Origin of the sequence: Jiella sp. M17.18 (genome assembly GCF_041027365.1) — a bacterium.
Classification (GTDB): Bacteria; Pseudomonadota; Alphaproteobacteria; order Rhizobiales; family Rhizobiaceae; genus VKMB-3413.
Genome location: NZ_JBFTEH010000007.1, coordinates 178,002 through 202,970, shown reverse-complemented (window position 1 = coordinate 202,970; position 24,969 = coordinate 178,002). Strand labels below are relative to the sequence as shown.

The window sequence follows — 24,969 nt, the reverse complement described above, 5'->3', positions numbered from 1 at the left end:
CATGCCGCGCTTTTCCGCCAATCTCGGCTTTCTCTGGCCGGACCGTCCGCTGCTCGAGCGCATCGACGCGGCGGGCAAGGCCGGCTTCAAGGCGGTCGAGCTGCACTGGCCCTACGACGTTGCCCCGGAAGCCGTCCGCGCGGCTTGCGCGGCAAGCGGTGTGACGCTGCTCGGCATCAACACGGCGGTCGGCGATGCGCAGAAGGGGGAGTCCGGCCTCGGCGCGCTGCCCGGGCGCGAGGCGGAGTTCCAGGCTTCGGTGGACCAGGCGCTCGACTATTGCCGCCGCTCCGGCGCCATCTCCGTCCACGCCATGGCCGGCGTCGTGCCGGAGGGCCAGCGGGCGAAGGCGCGCGAGACGATGCGGTCGAACCTGATGCTCGCCGCGGAGAAGGCGGCGTCAGAGGGCGTGACGCTGCTGCTGGAGCCGCTCAACCCGCGCGACAAGCCGGGCTATTTCTACTCGACGCTGGCGGAGGCGGTCGGGCTGATCGAGGAGATCGGCTCCGACACGATCAAGCTGATGTTCGACGTCTACCATGTCGGCGTCACCGAAGGGGACGTGATGACGAAGCTGGAGCGCTTCCTGCCGCTCATCGGCCACGTCCAGATCGCCGCCGTGCCGAGCCGCGCCGAGCCGGACGAGGGCGAGATTGCCTATCCCCGGATCTTCGCCCATCTCGATCGCATCGGCTACGACGGCTGGGTCGGCTGCGAATACAAGCCGCGCGACGGCACCGACGCCGGGCTGGTCTGGGCGGAGCGCCTCGGCGTCACGCTCTGAACGGCGCGTTCGGGCGAGGGGGGTCGGCTGGCGGCCTGACAGCCGAGCGGCGTCCGGAAGCTGTCCGCCGCGGCGAGCGCCGCGGCGGTGGTGCCGCGGCAGGGCGCCGCGATAGCGGTTACGCAGGGTCGCCCGGCAGGCGGATTCCGGCGTTGCGGGCGTAGACCTTCGCGACGGCCGCGTCGTCCTCGGCACCGAGGCCGGAGCCCGAGGCGGCGAGGAACTGCTGCAGCGCGGCGGCGGTGAGCGGCGCGCCGAAGCCGGACTTGCGAGCGATGTCCAGGACGATCCCGAGATCCTTCGGCCAGATGTTCACGCTCGAGCGCGGCGTGTAGTCCCCCTCGACCACATGCGGCGCCCGGTTCTCGAACATCCATGACGTGCCGGCGCATTTCGGGATGACGTCCAGCACCTGTTCCGGCGCGATCCCCTGGTTGATGGCGAAGGTCATCGCCTCGGCCATGGCGGCGATGTGCACGCCCGCGAGGAGCTGGTTGACCGCCTTCATCGCGCTTCCGCTGCCGGGCGCGTCGCCGAGGTTGAACACCGTCTCGGCGCAGGCTTCGAGCACTGGCGCGGCAAGGGCGAAGGCATCCGGCGACCCCGACGCCATGACCGAGAGCTTCCCCTCGGCCGACTTGCGGGCACCGCCGGAAATCGGCGCATCGAGATAGTGCAGCCCCTTTGCCAGGCACCGCTCCGCGAGCGAGCGCGCGAAGTCCGGGGCCATCGTGGCGCAGGAGACGACCGCCGCACCGGGGCGCAGGCGGTCCGCCCAGCCGCCCGGCCCGAACAGCACGGCCTCGGTCTGCACGTCGTTGAGGACCACCAGCACGAGGATGTCGATCTCCTCCGCCCGCTCGCCCGCGTCGCCGGGCGCACCGCCCGCCGCGACGAAGTCGCGCGCCGCCCGTTCGTCCAGATCGATGCCGAAGACGGTATGGCCCGCCCTCAGAAGCGAGCCCGCCATGCCCTTGCCCATCGAGCCGAGCCCGACGACAGCGATCGTTCGCCGTTGCGCCACCAGAACACCCTCCTCCCCAAGACCGGATCCCGCAGCGGTCCTCGCCGCTGCCCCCGACGGAATGATTATAGAGGCCAGCAAATGCTGTTCGCCAGTCCAGCCTCCAGCCTCCAGCCTCTATCCGGGCTTTCAGTCTCGAAAGAGCTTGGAGGTTTCACGGCTTCATCGGAAACGCGTTCGCGTCGACGGCTCTTCAGTTTCGCAGATCGTCCAGGACTTGCCCGAGCGGGATCGATGACAGGTGTCGAGAGCGAAAGGCGCAGAAAGCCTTTGATCCCGGTCGCCGTGCGGGGGCATCACAGAGTGCCGGATGACGTGACAGATCAAGATTGCGCTGGACCGACGGTGAAGCAGCGCAATGATCTCCTGGAATTTCATTCCTGAGGCTTCTTCCGGCTCCGCACGCCAATCTTCCGGTTAAAGATCTCAACTTTCTGACGCGATTGCTCCTTTACGATGCTTAGGGCCCTCTTGGAGACTTACCGCCATCATCAAGCCAGTCGGCCGCTCTCGGTACCGTCCGGCCGGCATCTCCGGGAGGGCGAAAGCGATGAAGATCGGCGTCAACACGTGGGTTTGGACATCTCCATTCACGACGAACGACTTCGGACTGGTCCCGAAGATCAAGGCGATGGGCTTCGACGTGCTGGAAGTCGCGCTGGACGATCCCGCGCTCGTCGATGCTGTTCTCCTGCGCAAGATTGTCGAGGACAACGGGCTCGCGGTGACCGTCTGCGGCGCCTTCGGGCCGTCGCGGGACATCAGCCATGACAACCCGGCGGTGCGCCAGACGGGCGTCGATTACATCCGGGACGGCATACGGTTCGCTGAGGCGGTCGGTGCTGAGATTTTCTCGGGGCCGGCCTACTCCGCCGTCGGCAAGACCCGTCTCGTCGACGCGGGTCAGAAGCAGCGCGAATGGGCCTGGTGCGTCGAGAACCTGCAAAAACTCGGCAAGGTGGCGTCGGATGCCGGTGTCACCGTCGGCGTCGAGCCGCTGAACCGCTTCGAGACCGACATGATCAACCTGACGGAGCAGGCGGCGGCACTGGTGCGGGACGTCGGCAGCCCGGCCTTCCGCGTCCACATCGACACATTCCACGCCAATATCGAGGAGAAGAGCATTCCGGATGCGATCCGCAAGCTCGGGAAGGGGATGCTCGGTCATTTCCATGCCTGCGAGAACGATCGCGGTGCGCCTGGAACCGGCCACCAGGACTGGATCGGGATCCGCAAAGCGGTGCGGGCTTCGGGGCCCTCGCTGACCGGGAGGCTTCAGCGGTTCGACGACTGGCCGCGCCGATGGTGCTCGCTGAGATCGTCGCTGTCGACGGGTCTGTTGCCACCGTCAGCGGCTGGAGAGTCCGGCTTCCGACGGCGCTCGCGACCTTCGTCTTCGGGCCGCCTCTCAGCGTACCGCCGGCTGAGGCTACCCGGCGTTCCCGATCGCGTCGAGCAGCCGGTTGGCAAGCTGCAGCGCCTCGCGGGCGTCGGCGCTGTCCTGCCTGAGGAGGAGCCGGTCTCCCGACCATTCGAGCCCCGGCGGCGGCTGCTTGCGTTTCATCGATGTCCCCCGCGCCGGACGGAAGGTCGCCGCGATCGCCTGCGGCCCCCCGTCGAGCTCCGCAATGTCGGCCCTTTGGCAGCGGATGCGGATCTCGGCCACGGCGAGGAGGTCCGACATCGCGTCCGGCAGCGGCCCGAAGCGGTCCGCGACTTCGTCTTCCAGCGCGGCCAGCGCCTGCGCGTCCTCGGCCGCCGTGAAGCGGGCATAGAGGTCGATGCGCACCTCGTCCTCGGGGATGTACTCCGGCGGGATGCGCCCGCCGATGCCGAGCCTGATCGTCGGGCGCCATTCGTCCTCGAGGGCTGCGCCCTCCGCCGCCTTCACCGCCCGGTCCAGGAGGTGGCGGTACAGGCTGATGCCGATGAGGCGGATGTGCCCCGCCTGGTCCTCGCCGAGAAGGTCGCCCGCGCCGCGCAGGTCGAGATCGCGCCCGCTGATGCCGAAGCCGGCGCCGAGCCGGTCCAGCGCCGCGATTGCGGCGAGCCGCTGCTCCGCCTCTTCGCCGACCGTCTGCTCCGGCTCGGTGAGGAACAGGGCCGTGCCGCGCCGCGTCCCGCGCCCGACCCGCCCGCGCAGCTGGTGCAGCTGGGCGAGGCCGAACCGGTCGGCATGCCAGACGATCATCGTGTTGGCGTTCGGAACGTCGAGGCCGCTCTCGATGATGTTCGTCGCCAGGAGCACATCGCCGCCGCCATCGGCGAAGTCCAGCATGACGGCGTCGATGTCGGCGGCCTTCATCTCGCCATGCGCGACCGCGAGCTTCAGTTCCGGCGCCAGGGCACGAAGCCGCTCGGCCATCGGCGCGATGTCCTCGATGCGCGGGCAGACGACGAAGCTCTGGCCGCCGCGGCGCTTCTCCCGGCGCAGCGCATCGCGGACCTCGGCTTCGGCGAAGGCCGAAACGGTGCGGACCGGCTGCCGGGCGACCGGCGGCGTCTCGATGACGCTCAGATCCTGCAGCCCGACGAGACTTGCCTGGAGCGTGCGCGGGATCGGCGTCGCCGTCAGCGTCAGGACGTGCGCTGCCTTCGAGAGGCTCTTCAGCCGGCTCTTCACGCGCGCGCCGAAATGCTGTTCCTCGTCGAGGATGACGAGGCCGAGATCGGCGAACTCTACCGCCTTCGCGGCGACCGCATGCGTGCCGACGACGATCCGGATGTCGCCCGAGGCCAGGCCTTCCTTCACGGCTCTGGCCTCGGCCGGCTTCACCATGCGCGACAGTTCGGCGATGGAGATGCCGGTTCCCGCGAAGCGGCGGGCGAGGGTGCGCAGATGCTGGCGCACGAGCACCGTCGTCGGCGCGACGAAGGCGACCTGCTTGCCGGCAAAGACCGCCGCCGCCGCCGCGCGCAGCGCCACCTCGGTCTTGCCATAGCCGACATCGGCGCAGACCAGCCGGTCCATGCGCCGGCCGGAGGACAGATCCGCCAGCACGGCATCGATCGCATCCGCCTGGTCGGGCGTCAGGACATGGGCGAAGCGGGACGCGAAGCGCTCGAAGGGAGCCGTTTGCGGAACGAGCTTCGGCGCGGTCCGGGCGCGGCGGTCCCGCATGTCCGCAGCCAGCCTCTCCGCCGTCTTCCGGATCGCCTTGTCGAGCTTGATGCGACGCTTGGCCCAGCTGTCGCCCTTCAGCCGGTCGAGCGACACGGCATCCGGCTCGCCGCCGTAGCTCCACAGCGCCTCGATCTCCTCCACCGGAACCATCAGCGTCGAATCGCCGTCGTAGCGCAGCCGCAGCGCATCGCCGACGCCGCCGTCCGGCAAGGTGATCTCCTCGATTCCCTCGAGAAGGCCGAGCCCATGGTCGCGGTGGACCACCGGCTCGCCGATCCGGAAGGACGGGCCGGCCGGCGCTTGCATCGACGCGGCGGTCCGATCCGCGACGTGGGCGCGGCTGCCGAGGAGATCGGCTGCCGCGATTACGGCCATGTCGCCGGATGCCGTCACGAACCCGCGGTCGAGCGGCATGGCGAGGCTGAGGAGAGCGCCCGGCTCGGTCGCTGCCGTTTCATGCCAGTCGGCGACCGGCTGCGCTGCGCGTCCGAGCAGCCGCTCGGCGCGCCGGCGGAAGCTGTCGAGGCTCTGCCGAGGGGCGGCGAGCACGACGCGTCCGCCCGCCTTCAGCCGCTCCGCGACGAAGCCCTTGAAGGCCTGGGCCGCGTTCGGTCCGGCGCAGAAGTGCGGGACGCTCCGATCGCTCGCGGCCGACGATGCGCCGACCTCGGCGATCACGCGGGTGGACAGGATCTCGTCCCACTCCTCCTGGCCGAGGAAGACGTGATCCGGCGCTGCCGGCGCGCGCCGGTCGGGCCCGCCCCGTCGCACGGCCATCTCGCTGTCATAGCCGTCGCGCACGCCGTCGAGGAAGGCGCTGCCCCGCGCGTCCGTCCCGGCCCCGCAGACGAGGCGCGCGTCGGGGGCGTAATCGAACACGCTCGCAAGATCCGGATAGAACAGCGTCAGCCAGTGCTCCCGCCCGGGCGGCAGGTCGGGCACCGCCGAGGCTTCGTCCGCGCCCTCGCCGGCTTGGTCCGACCGGACGATCTCGGACGCCGGATCGACGTCCAGGCATTCGGTCTCGACGAGCGAGCGCTGCGTTGCCGGGTCAAAGGAATGGATGGCGCTGATCCGCCCGTCCGCGTGCTCGATCCGGCAGGGAAAGTCGGCGGCGGCCGGGAAGATCTCGACGACGCGGCCGCGCAGCGCGGCTTCGCCGGGCTCGTCGACGCGCTCGTCGAGGACGTAGCCCATCCGGGCGAGGGCGGCTTCGGTCGCTTCGCGGTCGAGGCTGTCGCCGACCCGGAACGACAGATGCGCCTTTGGCCAGATGCGCGGCGGCGGGACCCGCCGGAGCAGGGCATCGGGTGTCGCAATGACGAGAGCCGGCCGCGACCGGCGGTCGGTCAGCCAGCGGAGCGTCGCCATCCGCTGTCCCATGACGCCGCGGGAGGGGGCGGCGCTGTCGTAGGGCGGGCAGTCCCATGCCGGCAGCAAGCCGATCGGAAGGTGCGGCGCGAGCGCGCAAAGCAGCCCATAAAGGGCGCGGGCCCGGCCGGCATCGCGGGCGAGGTAGAAGAGCGGCGCCGGCGCGGCCGGGTCGATCAACTCCAACAGGTCGGCTGCTACGGCTCCCACGGGCTCCAGGACGGAGAGCAGCGGGCCTTCGGCCGTGAGGCGCGCAGGGAGCGCATCGTTCATGTCATGGCTCGTTCTGGGGTCGGGCGGGGTTGCAGGCGGGCAGCGTGCGCATGCGGGCGGGGCCCGCGGTGATCCGTAGAGCATGTGCGGCCTCCGGCTCAGCAGGAGGCGGTCTCTCCGGGAGCAAAGCGATCAGGAATCGGGATGGACGTTCCCGTGCTGCCTTCGCCGGCTGCCGTCGCCATGAGCTCTCCTGGTCTTTGCCGGGCCTGCTGCCGGAGCTGCCTGAACACGCGTCGTGAAACAGTGGGCAGAAAGCATTGGCGGCGGGCTCCCGTTCCGGCCGCCGGCTCGCCGGAATCGTCAGCCTGCTAACGATCGCGCCAGATCAGTGAAGATGCGGCTGCACCTGCGCCCGCAGGCCCGGTCGAAGAACCCGGCCCGCAGCATCTGCCCAAGGGGTGGGCGCCATTCCGGCACCGACCGAATGCCACTGCTGCGGATCGGCTAGGCTGGCGAAGCTCGGCGAGGACGTGATGGAGATGCTGGAGTTGATCCCGCGGCAGTGGTGTCCGGGACGCCCGTCGGCAGATTGACGGACGCCTGGAAGCCGGAAGCGGCGCCCGGGCGCGGCGACTTGAGGATGACGGAGCTTCCGATCCGGTCCGCGATCGCGGCGACGATGGCGAGGCCGAGCCCGCTGCCATCGGTGCCGGACGTCGCCCTCTCGAACCGCCCCGTCAGGCGGTCGAGGGTCTGACGCGGCAGGACGGGGCCGTCGTTCGCCACGATCAATTGCCCTTCTCCGGTGAGGCCGACGTCGACCGGAGCATTCTCCGCCCCGTGACGGAGGGCGTTCTCCACGAGGTTCCGGCAGAGGATCGCGAATGCGTCCGGGTCGAGATCGGACATGACGGCCGTGTCCGGCAGCGTCAGCGTGATCCGGCCCGGCGCGGCCGCGCGGCCGATATCCTCGACGACGAGGCGCGCGACGGGCCTGAGGTCGGCGCTTCGGTCCATCCGCAGCCGCCCGCCTTCGGCGCGGGCGAGCTGCATGAGGCGTTCCGAGAGCCGCGTCAGTCGCTTGAGCGTTGTCTCGATCTCTGCGGCGCGCGCATCGGTCGCCGGATCCCGCGTCTCCGAGCGAAGCCGCTGCGCCTGTGCGATCGCACCCGCAAGCGGCGTTCTGAGTTCATGGGCGGCGTTCGCCGCGAAGCTCCGCTCGGCTTCGAACGCGTCGCGCAGTCTGGCCAAAAGGTTGTTCAGGGTCGCCGCCAGCGGGCCGATCTCCGTCGGCAGGTCGCCGGCGGGAACCGCCGACAGGTCGGCGGCGCCGCGCGCCTCGAGCCGCGTGCGGAACCGGCGCAGCGGCTCGAGACTGAAGCGGACGGCGAGGATGATCGCCGCGAGCGCAAGCGGGAGCACGATCAGCAGCGGCAGGCCGAGACCCATCTGGATCTCCCGCGCGACCGCTGCGCGATGTGCCAGCGGCTCGGCCACGGTGATGCGGATCGATCCCTGGAGCGCCGCGTCGCTGTAGAGGCGGTGCATCGCGGTCTGTTGGAAGCCCGGCCCGTCCCAGGGCGGGAACACGGCGGGATCGGCCGCATGGGATTGCAGGAGGATGCGCCCCTCGGCATCCCGGACGAGATAGGTGAAGTACTCGTCGTGCGCCCGGATCGAGGCGAGCCGCTGCGTCACGCCCTCGTCTTCGCGCCCGACGATGTCGCTCACCGCCAGCGGCAGGATCCGTTCCGCGGTCTCGCGGAGCGCGCTGTCGAAAACTTCGTCCATCTCGCTCCGCACGATCACCGCGGTGACCGCGGCGGCCAGAAGCCAGAGGATCGTCAGCACGAGGCCGAGCGACAGACCGAGCCGCGCCCGAAGGCTGCGCGGCAGCCTCACGGCCGGCCCAGCCTGTAGCCCAGGCCGCGCTCGGTCTCGATAACCGCGCTCCCGAGCTTCTTGCGCAGACGGCTGACATGGACCTCGATCGTGTTGCTCTCGACCTCCGCGTCGAAGGCGTAGAGCTTTTCCTCGAGCTGCGCCTTCGACAGAAGCTGCCCGGGGCGGGCGAGCAGGGCCTCGAACAGCGCCCACTCGCGGGCCGTCAGCTGAACGGCCTTGCCGTCGCGACGGACGCTGCGCGCGGCGAGGTCGATCTCCAGCGGCCCATGGACGACGATCGGGTTCGGGTTGCCGCTGTAGCGCCGGGCGACGGATCCGATCCGGGCGGACAGTTCGGCAAGGTCGAAGGGCTTCACGAGATAGTCGTCGGCTCCGGCGTTCAGCCCCTCGATCCGGTCCGACACCTGGTCGAGCGCCGTCAGGATGATGACCGGCGTCACGTCGCCCCGCGCGCGCAGACCCCTGAGGAATCCGATCCCGCGACCGTCCGGCAGCATGAGGTCGAGCAGGATCAGGTCGTAGGACGCGACGCTCAGCGCATCGCCGGCTGCGTCGAGCCGCGTGACCCAGTCCACCGACTGGCCGTCGGCGGCGATCTGGTCGCGCACCGCGGCGCCCAGAACCGTGTCGTCCTCGATCAGCAGGATGCGCATGTCGCCCTGTCCGTTCCCGATGGTTCGAGATGGCCCCTCCGGCTGACACGAAGCTGAAGCACCGGGGCAGGCCCTTCAGGCTGCCGTCAGACTCGCCGCGCATGAAATTCGCCGGGATGGCCGCAGCGAGGAGTTTGGCTCATGAAGAAGACGTTGACTATCCTCGGATTCTTGACGGTCTTCCCGGCCAATGTGGTGCTGGCGGACGACGGCTGCTTCGTTCCCATGGCCGACTGGCAGCCGCGCGACGCCGTGGTCCGGCTGGCCGAGCGGAACGGCTGGACCGTGCGCCGGATCAAGATCGACGACGGATGCTACGAGATCGACGGTCGCGATGCCGAGGGACGCCGGATCGAGGCGAGAGTTCATCCGGCGACGCTGCAAGTGATCGCGGTCGAACACGGGCACGACGACGGTCGCCAGCGCCGCAATCGCGAAGGAGGTGGCGATGACTGACGCAGCAACTCGCGACGCATTGGAAATGAACACCCGGACCAACGGCAAGGTCCGGGTCTGGGACCCTCTGATCCGCATCTTCCACTGGAGCCTTGTCGCAGCGTTCGCGACCGCCTGGCTGACCGCGGAGGAGTTGCAGCCCGTGCACGAGATCGCGGGCTATGCCGTCGCCGGGCTGGTGGCGTTCCGGCTGGTCTGGGGGCTCGTCGGCAGCCGCTACGCCCGCTTCGGCCAATTCCTCAAGGGGTCTCGCGAAACGCTCGCCTATCTCGGCGACGCCGGCCGCGGCAGGGAGCGGCGCTACCTTGGCCACAACCCGGCCGGCGCCGCGATGATCGTGGCGCTGCTGGTGACGCTCTCGGGCAGCGCCCTCACTGGCTGGCTGATGGCGGAGCCGGACCGGGTGGCAATGCTGCCGGCCGCGCCTGTCATCGTGACGTCGGCCCTGGCCGACGACGGCGACAGCAGCGAATACGGCGAGCGCGGCGAGGCCGCAGGCCCGCTGAAGGAGGTCCACGAGACGCTGGCGAACCTGATGCTCCTGCTCGCGGCGCTGCATCTGGGCGGTGTGGTCCTGGCGTCCTTCCGGCACCACGAGAACCTCGCCCGCGCGATGGTCACCGGCGACAAGCGTGCGCCCGGACCGGGCGACGTCGACTGACAGCCGAGATGTCGGGGGCGACAGCCCCTTCACCCAACCTGATGGCCTCGCCGTAGCCGGCGGGGCCTTCTTCATCCTGACGGCAAGCTGAAGCGGAAATCGCCGGCGCGTCAGGAAGCCCTCAGGTCGGCTCTCCAGATTGTCCCCGCAGACAGAAGGAGACCCTGCCATGACGAAAAACACCCTGACGCTACTCGTTGCCTCCACGGCGCTGACCGTTGCCATCGGCGTTCCCGCCTGGAGCGCGGTGAAGACCGCGGCCGACGGACATTCCCGGCCTTTCCCTGCGCGCTCGGAGGAGGGCGCGCGAGCGACGCCGCTCGTTCTGGCGAGCGACGATGACCACGGCGACCGCCGCTTGCGGGACGGCGCGCGGAGCGGGCGCAACGGCGAGGACGACGAGGAGGAGGACGATGACGACGACGGGCGCGGCAGCGCGCGCAATCCGGCGCCCGCGGGCACCGTCGCACCGCCGCAGAACGGCCTGTTCGGTAACGGCGCGCCTCCGCGGACGCAGGTGAAATGACCCGCTCCCCAGCCCTCGAACAAGGAGGCATCCGATGAAATCGCTGCTCGCAACGTTCGCTCTCACCACGGCGCTGACCCTTCCCGGTCTCGCAATGGCGCGGCCGGTGACGCTCACCACGACCCTCAACAACTATGGCGGCGACGGAGCCTACCTCGCGCTCCACGTCACCGACGCGTCGGGCGCCTATGTCGGCAGCCTCTGGATGGCCGGCGGCAAGTCGAAGTACTATCGGCATCTGAGCGACTGGTACCGCGCCACCGGCGGCGATACGGCGCAGGTCAACGGGATCACCGGCGCCAGCGTCGGAGCGGGCCGCACGCTCGAGATCACGCTCGACCTCGCCGACGCACTGTTCGATGCGGGCTACACGCTCCACATCGACGCGGCCGTCGAGAACATGCGGGAAAGTCCGAACGAGGTGGCAGTGCCCCTCACGGCCGATGGTGCCGGCACGCCGGTGCGCGGCCGACGCTACATCGCCAGCTTCGCCTACGCCATGTGAGGCGTGAGGGAATGATCCGTGCACTCCATCGCTGGCCCGGTCTGCTGGTACTCGCGCTCATCACCATCCTCGCCCTGAGCGGTGCGGGGCTGTCGATCTTTCCTGCGGCCGAGCGGATAGGCGCGCCGCAGGCGGAGTCGGGCCTCACCGTGGCCATCCTGGCCTCCCGTGTCCAGGCGGCCCATCCGGGCGTGGAGCAGATCCGCCGCGCGCCCTCCGGGCGGATCACCGCCTACTGGTTCGACCGGGGAATGCCGGGTGCGGCCGTCATCGACCCGGCGACGGGCGAGGGCGTGGCCTCGGCCGATCCCGATCCGGTCGAACGGTGGCTGACGAACCTCCACCGCTCGCTGTTCCTCGGGGACGGCGGGCGGATCGTCACGGCCGGCGGCGCGGGGGTGATGCTGGTCCTCGCGCTTTCGGGCGCGGCGCTGGTGGCCCGGCGGGCGGGCGGCTGGCGGCACTGGTTCGCCCGCCTGCGCGGGCCGCTCGCCGGCCGACTGCACGTCGAGATCGCCCGCGTCGCGGTGATCGGCTTCCTCCTCTCCTCCACCACCGCCCTGTGGATGACGGCCTCCACCTTCGCTCTTCTCCCCGACGGCAGCGCCATGCCCGCCTTCCCGGCCGATGTGAGCGGCGAGACGGGGTTCGCGCTCGATCGGATGCCGGTTCTGCGGCAGACGCCGGTCGCCGAACTGCGTGCGCTGAGCTTTCCTCCTCCCGGGGATGGGACCGACGTCTTCACGATGAAGACCGATCGGGGAACCGGCTATCTCGACCAGGGCGACGGCCGGCTCCTCGCATGGGCCGACCTCACGGGCTGGGAGCGCGTCTCGGAAACCATCTCCATGCTGCACACCGGCCGGGGCGCGGCGACGCTCGGCCTGATGCTCGGGCTCATGGCGCTCGGCGTGCCCGTGATGGGCGCGACGGGCGTGCTGGTCTGGCTCGCCGGGCGGCGCGGGCGGCCCCGCATCCGCGGCAATCAGCCGGCAGGACGTGCGGAGACGATCGTCCTCGTCGGCAGCGAGGGCGGCAGCACCTGGGGCTTCGCGGCGACGCTGAACACAGCGTTGACCGGAGCCGGGCAGAGCGTCCACGTTGGCCCGATGTCGGCGTTCGCGCCAGAACGCTACACCCGGGCCGAGCGGATCATCCTGCTCGCCGCGACCTATGGCGACGGCGCGGCTCCCGCCTCGGCCAAGGGCTTCCTCGACCGGCTGCAGGCTGCCGATGGCGCGTCCCACGTCCCTCTCGCGGTTCTCGGCTTTGGCGACCGCAGCTTTCCCTCATACTGCGCCTTCGCCAAGGCAGTCGCCGCAGCCGCCAAGGCGAAAGGCTGGCCAGAGCTCGTCCCCTTCGAGACAGTCGACCGCCAATCGCCGCAGGACTTCGCCCGCTGGGGTCGCGCGCTCGGAAAGGCGCTCGGCATCGGGCTCGTACTGTCGCACCAGCCCGTTCTGCCGAAAGCCGAGACGCTGACCCTCGTCTCGCGGCGGGACTTTGGTGGGCAGGTCCAGGCTCCGACCGCGATCCTCCGCTTCGCCCTGCCGCGTGTAACGCTCTTGCAGCGGCTGACCGGGTGCGGCTTTGCCCGGTTCACGGCCGGCGACCTCATCGGCATCCTGCCGGAGGGCAGCACGGTTCCGCGGCATTATTCGCTGGCCTCGGGCCGCCGCGACGGCTTTCTCGAGATCGTCGTGAAGAAGCATCCCGGCGGTCTTTGTTCGGGTCAGCTGACGGCGCTGGAGCCGGGCGCCACGGTGACCGCCTTCCTGCGCCGCAACCCCCGCTTTCGACCGGGGCGGGGCCGGGCGCCGCTGATCCTGATCGGCGCCGGGACGGGCATCGGGCCGCTCGCTGGCATCGTGCGCGGCAATCGGCGGCGCAGGCCCGTCCACCTCTTCTTCGGCATGCGGGATCCCGACAGCGACTTCTTCTACGGCGAGGAGATGCCCGCGTGGCAGGAAGAGGGTCGTCTGACGCGGCTGGTCACGGCCGTCTCGCGCGGAAGGCGCTCCCGCTATGTGCAGGACGCGCTGCGCGGCGAGGCTGCGCAGGTCGCGCAGCTTGTTCGCGGCGGGGCGCGCGTGATGGTCTGCGGCGGCCGCGACATGGCGGCGGGCGTCGCCGACGCGCTGGCCGAGATCCTTGCGCCGACGGGGCTCACGCCCAAAGCGCTGAAAGCGGAGGGGCGATATGTCGAAGACGTCTACTGAGCCCGAGGGGAGCGCCCGAACGGGCTCCCGCAAGGAGTAGGCGTGCTGGACGGCATGCAACCCTCGTCTCCGCGCCTCAGCCGCTGATCCGGGTTCCCTTCCGGCCGGCGACGATCTCGGCGGCGTCTTCCAGCCGGCCGATCGCGGCTGCGTGACCGGTCGTTCCGGCGAAGGAAGCGGCCGCGGCAATCTTCGGTCGCATCGACCCCGGCGGGAAGCTCTCCAGGGCGGTCGCCGCTGCCGACAGCTCGTCGATCCGCCGCGCCTTCTCCGTGCCGAAATCCGCATAGACCGCGTCGACGTCGGTCAGGAGCAGGAGCATGTCGGCGCAAAGCTGGCGCGCCAGCAGCTCGCTCGCGAAGTCCTTGTCGATCACCGCCTCGACGCCGGATAGGCTGCCGTCCTTCCTGGTGACGACGGGAATCCCGCCGCCGCCGCCGCAGATGACGATGATGCCGCGCTCGACCAGCAGGGAGACGACGCGCGCTTCCAGGATTTCCAGCGGCTTCGGCGAGGCCACGACCCGGCGCCAGCCGTCGCCGTCCGGCGCGACCTGCCAGCCGCGCTCTCCGGCAAGCCGCTTCGCCGTCGCCGCGTCGTAGACCGGGCCGATCGGCTTGGTCGGGCGCGCGAAGGCCGGGTCGTCGGCCGCGACCTTCACCTGCGTCAGCAGCGTTGCGATGTCGCGGCCCGGCAGGAGGCCTGCGAGTTCCTGCTCGATGAGATAGCCGATCATTCCCTCGCTCTCGGCGCCGAGGATGTCGAGCGGGTAGGCGCCGTCGGCGGGGCCAGCCGCCGCCTGCAGCGCCAGCAGCCCGACCTGCGGTCCGTTGCCGTGGGTGACGACCAGCGAATGCCCCTCGCGCACGAGAGCTGCGAGGGCCTGCGCGGCGTGGCGCACATTGATGCGCTGGTTCTCGGCCGTCAGCGGCTGGTGCCGGCGAAGGAGCGCGTTGCCGCCGAGGGCGACGACGATCCGCATCGCTCAGCCGCCGATGGTGGCGACGAGGATCGCCTTGATCGTGTGCATTCGGTTCTCCGCCTGGTCGAAGACGATCGACGCTTCGGACTCGAACACGTCCTCGGCGACCTCCATGCAGTCGATCCCGTAGCGCTCGGCGATGTCCTTGCCGACCTGGGTCTCGGTGTTGTGGAAGGCCGGCAGGCAGTGCATGAACTTGGCATAGGGATTGCCGGTCGCGCGCATCGCCTCCTGCGTCACGCGGTAGGGCGTGAGCAGCCTGATGCGCTCGTCCCAGACGGTGTCCGCCTCGCCCATCGACACCCAGACGTCGGTGTAGAGGAAGTCGGCGCCCTTCACGCCCTCCTCGACGTCGTCGGTGAGGAGCAGGCTGCCGCCGGTCTTCGCGCCGAGCGCCTTCAGGTGCTCGACGAAGGCCGCGTCCGGCCAGAGCTCTTTCGGCGCGGCGATGCGCATGTCCATGCCGACCTTGGCGGCGCCGAGGGCCAGCGAACGCGCGACATTGTTGTGGCCGTCGCCGAGGAAGGTCACCGTCATGTCCGACAGGTGCTTGTGCGTGAACTCGCGCATGGTCATGAAGTCGGCGAGCGTCTGGGTCGGATGCGACTCGTCGGTCAGCCCGTTATAGACCGGGACGCCGGCATATTGGGCGAGCTCGACGACCATCGCGTGGCCGGCGCCGCGGAACTCGATCGCGTCGTAGACGCGGCCGAGCACGCGGGCGGTATCCTTGACCGACTCCTTGTGCCCGATGTGGCTGCCGGAGGGGCCGAGATAGGTCACGTGGGCGCCCTGGTCATAGGCCGCGACCTCGAAGCCGGTGCGGGTGCGTGTCGAATCCTTTTCGAAGATCAGGGCGATGTTCTTGCGCGCCAGCCGCGGCTGTTCGGTGCCGCTGGTCTTTGCTGCCTTCAGCTCGGCGGCGAGGCGCAGGAGGTGGCGGATCTCGGCGGGCGAGAGGTCGTCGAGCGTCAGCACGCTGCGCCCATGCAGGTTGGTCGGCATGATCTTGAACTCCGGATGATCAGATGGAATCGCGCACGAGCGGGCAGGTCATGCAGTGGCCGCCGCCGCGTCCGCGGCTGAGCTCGGCGCCCTCGATGGTGATGACCTCGACGCCGGCGCGGCGCAGCAGCGTATTGGTGTAGACGTTGCGGTCGTAGCCGACGACGACGCCGGGCTCGACGGCAATGACGTTGTTGCCGTCGTCCCACTGCTCGCGCTCGGCCTCGTAGGCGTCACCACCGGTCGCCACGACCCGCAGCCGGGCAAGGCCCATCGCCTGCGCGACGACGTCGACGAAGGGCGCGCTCTCCTCGACGACGTCGACGCTGCCTTCGGCGTCCCCCGGCCGCAGCGAGAAGCTGCGCAGCCGGTTCACGATCGGCGGGAACATCGTGACGAGGTCGCGGTCGCAGAAGGTGAATACGGTGTCGAGATGCATGAAGCTGCGGTCGCGCGGCATCAGCGCCGCGATGACGCGGTTCGCCATGCCGGTGGCGAAGAGGCGCTTCGCCAGCGCGCTCACCGCCTGCGGCGTGGTGCGCTCGCCCATGCCGATCAGGACGACGCCTCCGCCGACCGGCATGACGTCGCCGCCTTCCAGCGTCGCATGCGCCGGTTCGGAGAGGAAGGGGAAGCCGGCATCGCGAAAGCGTGGATGGAATCGATAGACCGCCTCGACGTTCAGGGCCTCCGGGCGCCGTGCCGGCCAGTACATCGAGTTCACGGTGACGCCGCCATAGATCCAGCACGAACTGTCGCGGGTGAAGAGCTGGTTCGGCAGCGGCGGCAGCACGAAGTCCTGCGGCGCGAGCGCGAGACCGCTGAGGCCGGCGGGAGCGAAGGGCAACTCGGCCCGGGCGATGCCGCCGATCAGCGCGGCGGCGAGACTGTCCGACTCCATGCCGTCCAGCCAGGAGCGCAGTTCGTCGAGGAGGTCCCAGCCGACGAGGTCGGGGTCGAGCCGCCGGTCGAGGAGCCAGGCCCGCGCTTCCGGCAGCGCCATGGTCTCGGCCAGCAGTTTGCCGAGATCGCGCACCACCACGCCGCGCTCGTCCAGCGTGTCGGCGAGGATGTCGTGCTCCTGGCGGGCCTTCCTGACCCACAGCACGTCGTCGAACAGGAGCGAGCGGCAGTTGGCCGGTGTCAGGCGGCGAAGGCTGAGGTCCGGGCGGTGGATCAGCACCTCGCGGAGCCGCCCCACTTCGGAATGCACGCCGAGCGTCATCATCATCTTGGTTTCCTGGATTTTTGTGATTTCACAGAGGGCTGACGGCGCCGGTCCACATCTCGTAGGCGGCGAAGAGGCCGACCGCGACGAGGGCCAGAGCGATGACGGCCTCGGCGGCCGTGAAGGCGCGTTCCTTGCGCTCGCTGCGGGCGTAGACGTAGAGCGGCACGCCGACGGCATAGAGAAGCGCGCACATGAAGAGGTAGGCGGGGCCGGCTGCATAGACGAGCCACAGGCCGTAGACGGTCGCGAGCAGCCCGATCAGCATCGGCCCGGTGCGCGATTGCCCGCCCTCATAGCTCTCGCCGGTGATGGCGAGCTTCGCCGCATAGGCACCGGAGAAGATGTAGGGCACCAGGATCGCCGCCGACGCGATCGAGAACAGCGCCTGATAGGTGCTCTCGGCGAACAGGGTGATGATCAGGAAGAGCTGGACGAGGGCGTTGGTGATGAACAGCGAGGTGGAGGGGACGCCGCGCTCGCTCTCCCGGGCGAAGAAGGCCGGCATGGTGCCGTCACGGGCGGCGACATGCGGGATCTCGGCGGCCAGCAGCGTCCAGCTGAGGAAGGCGCCGAGCACCGAGACGACCAGCGCGATGTTGATGAGGACGGCGCCCCACGGCCCGACGACATGTTCCAGAACGCCCGCCATCGACGGGTTCTTCAGGCCGGCGAGTTCCGGCTGCGTCATGATCCCGAGCGAGAGCAGCGACACCAGGGCGTAGAGCGCCAGACAGGTGAAGAAGCCGATGCCGGTGGCGAGCGCGATCTCGCTGCGCCGCTCGGCGCGTGCCGACACGACGCTGGCGCCCTCGATGCCGATAAATACCCAGAGGGTAACGAGCATGGTGCTCTTCACCTGGCCGGTGATCGAGCCGAGGCTGGCGTTCCCAAGCCCGGAGAAGTCGAGCGAGAAGACGTGCAGCTTGAAGGCGACGATTGCGACGCCGATGAACAGCACGATCGGCGCGATCTTGGCGATGGTGACGATGGTGTTGACGCCCGCCGCCTCTTTCAGCCCCCCGAGGATCAGGCCGTGGACGAGCCAGAGCAGGACCGAGGCCCCCAGCACCGCCTGCCAGGTATTGCCCGCCCCGAAGAAGGGGAAGAAGTAGGAGAGGGCGCTGAACACCACGACCGCATAGGAGACGTTGCCGAGCCAGGCGCTGATCCAGTAGCCCCAGGCGCTGTTGAAGCCGATGAAGGGGCCGAACCCGGCCTTGGCATAGGCATAGGGGCCGGCGTCCAGCTCGGGCTTGCGGGTGGCCAGCGACTGGTAGACGAAAACCAGCGCCAGCATGCCGACGGCGGTGATGCCCCAGCCGATCAGGATGGCGAGCGGCCCGGCACCGGCCGCCATGTTCTGCGGCAGGCTGAAGACGCCGGAGCCGACCATCGATCCGATGACGAGGGCGGTGAGCGCGCCGAGGCGCAGCTTGCGTGTCTTGGTCTGCGATGCGGGCGGCGCCGACACGCCGATATCCGTCGTAACCATACTGATCTCCCCGAGCCCTGACGTGATGGGACGCAAGAGAGACCGCATTCCCCTTCGCCACATTGATCGGCATCAAGCCGAACGATTTCGCAGAGCCCGGACAGACGACGGCGGAACTTCACGGCGGTGAGGCCGCGGCCCGGCGCGCGGGGCCGGGCTGCAGCCTGTGGCAGCGCCGGGGCAGGCGCGGCGCCTGCGAGGATCGCCGGCGGGACGCCGGAACATGACGAAATCCTCATGATCGGCTTTGACGGCGATCAAAGCAATCGCCCTGCGCTCTGGCAGCTTCCAGCCGCCGAAGGAGCAGGACCATTGGTCTGCCCAAACGCCGATCAGATTGGAAAGGAGCAGCGTGATGGTCGCTGTCATGTCCGCACCCAAGCGTGCTCCGTCCGGCGATGCGGAGCGGCCGGACGGGGCGGTGCCCCAGACCGATATCCGGACCGGTCTCACTGCAGCCGAAGCCGCCGACCGCCTGGCGCACTACGGTCCGAACGCGCTGAACGAGAAGAGCGTCAGCACGATCGAACGGCTGGCCCGCTACTTCTGGGGGCCGATCCCGTGGATGATCGAAGCTGCGGCGGTCCTCTCCGCAGCCCTTTCGAACTGGGCGGACTTCGCCATCATCGTGACCATGCTTCTGGTCAATGCGGGTGTCGACTTCTGGCAGGAAAGCAAGGCGGGGAGCGCCATCGACGCGTTGAAGCAGCGCCTTGCGCTGACGGCGCGGGTCCTGCGCGACGCCCGGTGGCAGACGCTCCCGGCGCGAGACCTCGTGCCGGGCGACGTGGTGCGGCTGCGGATCGGCAATGTGACGCCTGCCGACATGACGCTGGCCGAGGGCGACTATCTGAGCGCCGACGAATCCGCGCTGACCGGCGAGTCTCTGCCGGTGGAGAAGAAGCTCGGCGAGACCGCCTATTCCGGCTCGGTCATCAAGCAGGGCGAGATGACCGGCATTGTCAGCGCCACTGGCATGAAGACCTATTTCGGCAAGACCGCCGAACTCGTGCAGTCGGCGGACAACCGCTCGCACTTTCAGCGGGCGGTGCTGAATATCGGCAACTTCCTGATCCTGACGACGATCGCGCTGGTCGCCTTGATCATCCTGGTGTCGCTTTTCCGCCAGGCGCCGTTCTGGCAGACGCTGCAGTTCTGCCTGATCCTGACGGTCGCGGCTATCCCGGTGGCGCTGCCGACGGTTCTTTCCGTGACCATGGCGGTCGGCGCCGAAAAGCTGGCGGCGATGAAGGCCATCGTCTCCCGCCTCGTCTCGATCGAGGAACTGGCGGGCGTCGACGTCCTCTGCGCCGACAAGACGGGAACTTTGACGAAGAACGAACTAACGCTCGCCGACGTTCGCCCGGAAGCCGGCGTCAGTCCGGACGAGGTCCTGCTGGCGGCGCGGCTGGCGAGCAATGCGGACGATCCGGACGCGATCGACAAGGCCGTTCTGGCGGCCCCGGTCGGGAAGGCTCGTCAGTCCGACTACACGGTCGGATCGTTCACGCCGTTCGATCCGGTCTCGAAGCGCACGCAGGCCGCAGCCACGCTGGACGGGCAGACCGTTCTGTTCAGCAAGGGCGCGCCACAGGTCATCCTGGATCTGGCGAAGCCCGACGATACGGACCGCCGACGGATCGAAGCGGATGTCGTCGGCCTTGCCGCGCAGGGTTTTCGTGCGCTCGGCGTGGCTCGGCAGGACTCGGGCGAGGGCCCCGGCGGCAAGGACGTCTGGCGCTTCCTCGGCCTGATCCCGATCTTCGACCCGCCGCGCGACGACGCGGCCGCCACCATTGCCACGGCGGAGCGGATGGGCCTGTCGGTCAAGATGATCACGGGCGACCACGAGGCCATCGCGCGGCAGATCGCCGGCCGGCTCGGCCTCGGCGCGAACGTCGTGTCGGCCGACCGCGTCTTCGACGGCGGCTCGGACGGCGATGTCGCGGCCAAGATCGAGCGAGCCGACGGCGTCGCCCGCGTCCTCCCGGAGCACAAGTTCAAGATCGTCCAGGCGTTGCAGGCCCGCAACCATATCGTCGCGATGACCGGCGACGGGGTGAACGACGCGCCGGCATTGAAGCAGGCGGATGCGGGCATCGCCGTCAGCGGGGCGACGGATGCGGCCCGCGCCGCGGCCGACGTCGTGCTGACCGGCCAGGGGCTCGCGGTCGTCGCTTCGGCCATTGAGGAGGCGCGGCGGATCTTCGAGCGGATGACGAGCTATGCGACGTTCCGCATCGCCGAGACCATTCGCGTGCTGATGTTCATGACGCTGTCGATCCTGATCTTCGACTTCTATCCGGTCACCGCGATCATGATCGTCCTTCTGGCGGTCCTCAACGACTTCCCGATCATGATGATCGCCTACGACAACGCGGAGGTCGCGGAGAAGCCGGTCCGCTGGGAGATGCCCCGCGTTCTGACCATCGCCGCCTGTCTCGGGCTGATGGGCGTCGTCGAGACCTTCCTGCTGTTCTGGTATGTCGACACCGTCATGCATCTGCCGCGCGGCGTGATCCAGACGATCATCTTCTTGAAGCTCCTGGTGGCCGGGCACCTGACGATCTACGTCACGCGCAACAAGCGCTGGTTCTGGAACAGGCCGTGGCCCTCGGCCCGCCTGTTCCTGACCTGCGAGGCGACGCAGATCCTCGGCACGCTCATCGCGGTCTATGGCCTGTTCGTCACGCCGATCGGCTGGACCTATGCAGCGGGCGTCTGGATCTATGCGCTGGCCTGGCTGCCGGTCGAAAGCCTGCTCGCACTGGCGGTGCGGCGTCTGCTCGACCATGCAGCGAATCATCAGACGAAGCCTGCCGAGCAAACGGAAAGACACGTCTCCGCCCACTGACGGGCGGGGCGTTCCACCTGGCGATGGCAGGTGAGGCGGGAGCCCGAGGGCTCCGCCCGCGAGTGGCTGCACGACGGCGCGCCGGTCCCGGGACGGCGCCGATTTCCCGCAGCGTTCTTCCGATGACACTCAGGACCGCTCGTCGTCGACGAGCGGATCCGGCTGCGCGAAGGCCGCGAGCGCGGCGCGGTCGGTGAACTCGACGCGCATGCCCCGTACGGCGGCGCCATGCGCCTTCAGCGCCGCAAAAGCGCGCGACAGGTTCTCCGGCGTCATGCCCAGCCGCGCGGCGAGCTGCCGCTTTTCCACGTCGATCTCGACATGGCCCTGGCCGTTCTGCTCGCGCTCCAGCCGCAGCAGCCAGTTGGCCAGCCGCTCTGCGCCGGTTCTCAGCTTCTGGCTCTTCAGGTCCTTGACGACGCTGCGATAGGCTGTCGCCAGTTCCGCGACGACCGCCGCCATGAAAGCCGGGTCCGCGTCCATCGCGCGGCGCACGCTCGCCGACGGGATCATCAGGATCCGGGATGCCTCCACGGTCCGAGCCGACTGCAGATAGACCTGATCCTTCAGCACCGCCGCAAGGATGAAGGCGCTCACCGGCCGCTCAAAGCTGATGGTCGTCTCGCGCCCCCCGGAGGCGGCGAACATCTCGACGCCGCCCTCGATGACGACGTGCAGGAAGTCGGCGCTCTCGTTCTCCCGGATCAGCACCACGCCCGGCGGAAAGCGCTGCAGGAAGCTCGCCTGCAACAGCGTCTCGAACGTCGTGTCGCGCATGTCACGAAACAGCGCGAGCGCCCGCACCTCGCTGACGTCTTCAGGCCGCATGGAATCCCCTTGTTCGCGATCCGCGATGCATGTTGCAGAACGCTTGACGTTTATCAATCGCACAGAAAAACAAAGTCAAACACACGAGGTAAATTTACTTCATTATTGGTTGGTCCAGGTCAATCTTCTGTCGTGAAGGTCATAAATCTTGGAAGTTTTGACTTCGATCAAGGGAGAGCTTCGTGCCCACGGCCAGGGTCCGCCCGTCATCAGAAGCTGACGAGGAAGGGCGCGGCGATGGGGGAAAGGACACAGCAGGCAAAGGGGGTCACCTCCGGCGATCAGGCGCGGGCACTCGGCCTCAGCACCTTGTCCTTCACCACATGCTTCGCCGTCTGGACGATCTTCTCGATCCTCGGCGTCAGGATCAAGCAGGAGCTCGGCCTCACCGAGACCGAATTCGGCCTGCTCGTCGCAACGCCCGTCCTCACCGGCTCGATCAGCCGCATCTTCCTCGGTATCTGGACCGAACAGTTCGGCGGCCGGCTGGTCTTCACCCTGCAGATGCTGACGACGGCGCTCGCCTGCTTCCTGCTCTCCTTCGTCCACACCTATGAGATGTTCCTCGTGGCGGCGCTCGGCGTCGGGCTGGCGGGCGGCTCGTTCATCGTCGGCGTCGCCTATGTCTCGCGCTGGTACGGGAAGGACCGGCAGGGCACGGCGCTCGGCATCTTCGGGGCGGGCAATGCCGGCGCGGCGGTGACCAATTTCGGCGCGCCGTTCCTGGTCCTGGCCTTCGGCTGGCAGGAGACGGCGCAGATCTACGCCGTGATCCTGGCGATCGTCGCCGTCGCCTTCTTCCTCTTCTCCAAGGACGATCCCGCCCATGCCGCCCGCCGCCAGAGCGGCGAGAAGCCGGTCTCGGCCCTGGCGCAGTTGGAACCCCTGAAGAACCTCCAGGTCTGGCGCTTCGCCACCTACTACTTCTTCGTCTTCGGCGGCTTCGTCGCGCTCGCGAGCTGGCTGCCGCGCTACTATGTCGGCGCCTATCACCTGCCGCTGGCCACCGCCGGCATGCTCGCCGCCGCCTATGCGCTGCCGGGCTCGGTGTTCCGGGCGCTCGGCGGCTGGCTGTCGGACCGCTGGGGCGCCCGCCGCGTGATGTATCTCACCTTCGCCGTCGCGCTCCTCTGCCTGTTCGTCCTCAGCTATCCGGAGACGCAGTACGTCGTCGCCGGCATCCATGGGCCCATCGCCTTCTCCTTCGGGATCGGCCTGCCGCTCTTCGTCGCCGTCACCATCCTCCTCGGCTTCGTCATGAGCCTCGGCAAGGCCGCCGTCTACAAGCACATCCCGGTCTACTATCCCGGCCATGTGGGCTCGGTCGGCGGCCTCGTCGGCATGATCGGCGGCCTCGGCGGCTTTGTGCTGCCGATCGGCTTCGGTGCCCTCAACGACCTCACCGGCGTCTGGACGAGCTGCTTCATGCTGCTCTTCGCGATCGTCTTCGTCTCGATGATCTGGATGCATGTCGCGATCCGCCGGATGGAGGCGCGCAGGTATCCGCAGCTCGCCGGGGAGACGTCTCTCAGCGACGTGCCGGACGCGCCGCATCCCGCTCCTGTGCCCGGCACCGGCGCCGGCAAGGTGCCGACCGGCCGGATCGCTCCTGCGGAATAGGACGAGCGGCCCAAGCCTTTCCGCCGGATCTTCACCGTCCGGCGCCCCTTTTCCACCCATCACAGCACAGCAAGGACGATACCGATGTCTTCGCACGTTCTCACCGACTGGCGTCCGGAGGACCCCAGCTTCTGGCAGGAGAAGGGCAGCCATGTCGCCGCCCGCAATTTGTGGATCTCGATCCCGGCGCTGCTCCTGTCCTTCGCGATCTGGCAGGTCTGGTCGGTCGTCGTCGCCAAGCTGCCGCTCGTCGGCTTCCAGTTCTCGACCGGCGAGCTCTTCTGGCTCGCGGCCCTGCCGGGGCTCTCCGGCGCGACGCTGCGGATCTTCTACTCCTTCATGGTGCCGATCTTCGGCGGCCGCCTCTGGACGACGCTGACGACGGCCTCGCTGCTGATCCCGGCGGTCGGCATCGGCTATGCCGTGCAGGACCCGACGACGCCGTACTGGGTGATGGCGGCCCTGGCGCTGCTGTGCGGCCTCGGCGGCGGCAACTTCGCCTCCTCGATGGCGAACATCTCGTTCTTCTATCCGAAGCGCCAGAAGGGCAACGCGCTGGCGCTCAACGCCGGGCTCGGCAATCTCGGCGTCTCGGTCGTGCAGTTCGTCGTGCCGCTGGTCATCACCGCCGGCGTCTTCACCGCCGTCGTCGGCGATCCGCAGGCGGTCAAAGCCGGCGCCGCGCCGCTCTGGCTGCAGAATGCCGGCTTCATCTGGGTACCGTTCCTCCTCGTCGCGACCATCGCCGCCTGGCTCGGCATGGACGACATCGCCTCGGCCAAGGCCTCCTTCGCCGAACAGTCCGTGATCTTCAGGCGCAAGCACAACTGGGCCATGTGCTGGCTCTATACCGGCACCTTCGGCTCCTTCATCGGCTATTCCGCCGGCTTCCCGCTGCTCATGAAGACGCAGTTCCCGGCCGTCGACGCGCTCGCCTTCGCCTTTCTCGGGCCCCTCGTCGGCGCGCTGTCGCGCTCGCTCACCGGCTGGGTCTCCGACCGCTGGGGCGGCGGCCGCGTCACCTTCTGGACCTTCGTGGCGATGATCGCGGCGGTCGGCGGCGTCCTCTACTTCCTGTCGGTGAAGGACCACCCGGGCGCCTTCTGGGGCTTCTTCGCGATGTTCATGGTGCTGTTCTTCGCCACCGGCGTCGGCAACGCCTCCACCTTCCAGATGATCCCGGCGATCATGCGCAAGGACATGGACCGGCTGATGCCGCAGGCCGACGCCGCCGCCAAGCAGCGCCAGGCGGAGAAGGAATCGGCCGCGATCATCGGCTTCACCTCGGCGATCGCCGCCTACGGCGCCTTCTTCATCCCCAAGAGCTACGGCACCTCCATCGCCTTCACCGGCGGCCCGGAGGCGGCGCTGTGGTGCTTCATGGCCTTCTACGCGACCTGCGTCGCGCTGACCTGGGCTCTCTACACACGCAAGGGCGGGCATCTCCACGACATCGAGCACGGCAAGGCCGCGCCCGACGCCCCGCTCGCGCCCGCAGAATAAGGAGGGACAC

General features: G+C 69.0%; 15 protein-coding genes and 5 pseudogenes. 11 read left to right on the top strand and 9 right to left on the bottom strand.

Features of this window, described 5'->3' with window-relative positions:
• Position 1: 1 nt before the first annotated feature.
• Positions 2–784, top strand: a complete 783-nt coding sequence (locus AB5S17_RS14745; RefSeq protein ID WP_369240641.1) for a hydroxypyruvate isomerase family protein — start codon at positions 2–4, stop codon at positions 782–784.
• A 118-nt stretch (positions 785–902) separates the two neighbouring features.
• On the opposite strand, the gene ltnD is transcribed toward AB5S17_RS14745, so the two are convergent.
• Entirely contained in the window at positions 903–1,808 is a 906-nt protein-coding gene (gene ltnD, locus AB5S17_RS14740; protein WP_369240639.1) for an L-threonate dehydrogenase, read from the bottom strand.
• Positions 1,809–2,358: 550 nt separating this feature from the next.
• Here ltnD and AB5S17_RS14735 point away from each other — a divergent pair.
• Positions 2,359–3,003 (top strand): annotated as a pseudogene (locus AB5S17_RS14735) (sugar phosphate isomerase/epimerase family protein); the annotation flags it as partial.
• Positions 3,004–3,237: 234 nt separating this feature from the next.
• On the opposite strand, the gene AB5S17_RS14730 reads toward AB5S17_RS14735, so the two are convergent.
• Positions 3,238–6,576, bottom strand: coding sequence for a DEAD/DEAH box helicase (locus AB5S17_RS14730; protein WP_369240637.1), 3,339 nt, complete (start codon positions 6,574–6,576; stop codon positions 3,238–3,240).
• A 410-nt stretch (positions 6,577–6,986) separates the two neighbouring features.
• Between AB5S17_RS14730 and AB5S17_RS14725 the strand changes: the two are divergent.
• Positions 6,987–7,085, top strand: a pseudogene (locus tag AB5S17_RS14725) (IS66 family transposase zinc-finger binding domain-containing protein); the annotation flags it as partial.
• Positions 7,086–7,119: 34 nt separating this feature from the next.
• Here the strand turns inward: AB5S17_RS14725 and AB5S17_RS14720 are convergent.
• Both AB5S17_RS14720 and AB5S17_RS14715 read right to left on the bottom strand, forming a co-directional pair.
• A pseudogene (locus AB5S17_RS14720) lies at positions 7,120–8,421 on the bottom strand (ATP-binding protein); the annotation flags it as partial.
• Positions 8,418–9,077 carry a response regulator transcription factor gene (locus AB5S17_RS14715; RefSeq protein ID WP_369240635.1) on the bottom strand — a complete coding sequence of 220 codons (660 nt, stop codon included), beginning with the start codon at positions 9,075–9,077 and terminating at the stop codon, positions 8,418–8,420. The gene AB5S17_RS14715 and the pseudogene AB5S17_RS14720, both read right to left, overlap by 4 nt.
• 141 nt (positions 9,078–9,218) lie before the next feature.
• Between AB5S17_RS14715 and AB5S17_RS14710 the strand changes: the two genes are divergently transcribed.
• The 5 genes from AB5S17_RS14710 (at position 9,219) to AB5S17_RS14690 (ending at position 13,444) form a co-directional block, all read left to right on the top strand.
• The gene (locus tag AB5S17_RS14710) at positions 9,219–9,533 is read left to right on the top strand and encodes a PepSY domain-containing protein (protein WP_369240633.1); all 315 of its coding nucleotides are present in this window, start codon (positions 9,219–9,221) and stop codon (positions 9,531–9,533) included.
• Positions 9,526–10,194, top strand: a complete 669-nt coding sequence (locus tag AB5S17_RS14705; protein ID WP_369240631.1) for a cytochrome b/b6 domain-containing protein — start codon at positions 9,526–9,528, stop codon at positions 10,192–10,194. Before AB5S17_RS14710 ends, AB5S17_RS14705 begins: the two co-directional genes overlap by 8 nt.
• A gap of 169 nt (positions 10,195–10,363) precedes the next feature.
• Complete coding sequence (locus tag AB5S17_RS14700; RefSeq protein WP_369240629.1) at positions 10,364–10,720, top strand: hypothetical protein; 357 nt, start codon at positions 10,364–10,366, stop codon at positions 10,718–10,720.
• Between the two features lie 34 nt (positions 10,721–10,754).
• A complete protein-coding gene (locus AB5S17_RS14695) occupies positions 10,755–11,225 on the top strand; it encodes a DUF2271 domain-containing protein (RefSeq protein WP_369240627.1) in 471 nt (156 codons plus the stop codon).
• Positions 11,226–11,236: 11 nt separating this feature from the next.
• Complete coding sequence (locus AB5S17_RS14690) at positions 11,237–13,444, top strand: PepSY domain-containing protein (protein WP_369240625.1); 2,208 nt, start codon at positions 11,237–11,239, stop codon at positions 13,442–13,444.
• A gap of 76 nt (positions 13,445–13,520) precedes the next feature.
• Here AB5S17_RS14690 and arcC read toward each other — a convergent pair whose 3' ends face one another.
• The 4 genes from arcC to arcD are packed head-to-tail and all read right to left on the bottom strand — an operon-like array spanning position 13,521 to position 18,154.
• Positions 13,521–14,426: a carbamate kinase gene (gene arcC, locus AB5S17_RS14685; protein WP_369240623.1), complete on the bottom strand. Its 906-nt coding sequence runs from the start codon at positions 14,424–14,426 to the stop codon at positions 13,521–13,523.
• A gap of 3 nt (positions 14,427–14,429) precedes the next feature.
• Positions 14,430–15,431 (bottom strand): ornithine carbamoyltransferase, encoded by a 1,002-nt coding sequence (argF, locus tag AB5S17_RS14680; protein ID WP_369240621.1) that lies wholly within the window; start codon positions 15,429–15,431, stop codon positions 14,430–14,432.
• Between the two features lie 19 nt (positions 15,432–15,450).
• Positions 15,451–16,659, bottom strand: coding sequence for an arginine deiminase (locus AB5S17_RS14675; protein WP_369240851.1), 1,209 nt, complete (start codon positions 16,657–16,659; stop codon positions 15,451–15,453).
• A gap of 28 nt (positions 16,660–16,687) precedes the next feature.
• Positions 16,688–18,154 (bottom strand): arginine-ornithine antiporter, encoded by a 1,467-nt coding sequence (gene arcD, locus AB5S17_RS14670; protein ID WP_369240619.1) that lies wholly within the window; start codon positions 18,152–18,154, stop codon positions 16,688–16,690.
• A gap of 355 nt (positions 18,155–18,509) precedes the next feature.
• Between arcD and AB5S17_RS14665 the strand changes: the two genes are divergently transcribed.
• Positions 18,510–21,008 (top strand): plasma-membrane proton-efflux P-type ATPase, encoded by a 2,499-nt coding sequence (locus AB5S17_RS14665; RefSeq protein WP_369240617.1) that lies wholly within the window; start codon positions 18,510–18,512, stop codon positions 21,006–21,008.
• A 129-nt stretch (positions 21,009–21,137) separates the two neighbouring features.
• On the opposite strand, the gene AB5S17_RS14660 is transcribed toward AB5S17_RS14665, so the two are convergent.
• Positions 21,138–21,836 (bottom strand): helix-turn-helix domain-containing protein, encoded by a 699-nt coding sequence (locus AB5S17_RS14660; RefSeq protein ID WP_369240615.1) that lies wholly within the window; start codon positions 21,834–21,836, stop codon positions 21,138–21,140.
• Between the two features lie 237 nt (positions 21,837–22,073).
• Here AB5S17_RS14660 and AB5S17_RS14655 point away from each other — a divergent pair.
• Both AB5S17_RS14655 and AB5S17_RS14650 read left to right on the top strand, forming a co-directional pair.
• Positions 22,074–23,327, top strand: a pseudogene (locus AB5S17_RS14655) (nitrate/nitrite transporter); the annotation flags it as partial.
• Positions 23,328–23,552: 225 nt separating this feature from the next.
• Positions 23,553–24,959: pseudogene (locus tag AB5S17_RS14650) on the top strand (NarK family nitrate/nitrite MFS transporter); the annotation flags it as partial.
• Positions 24,960–24,969: the final 10 nt, after the last annotated feature.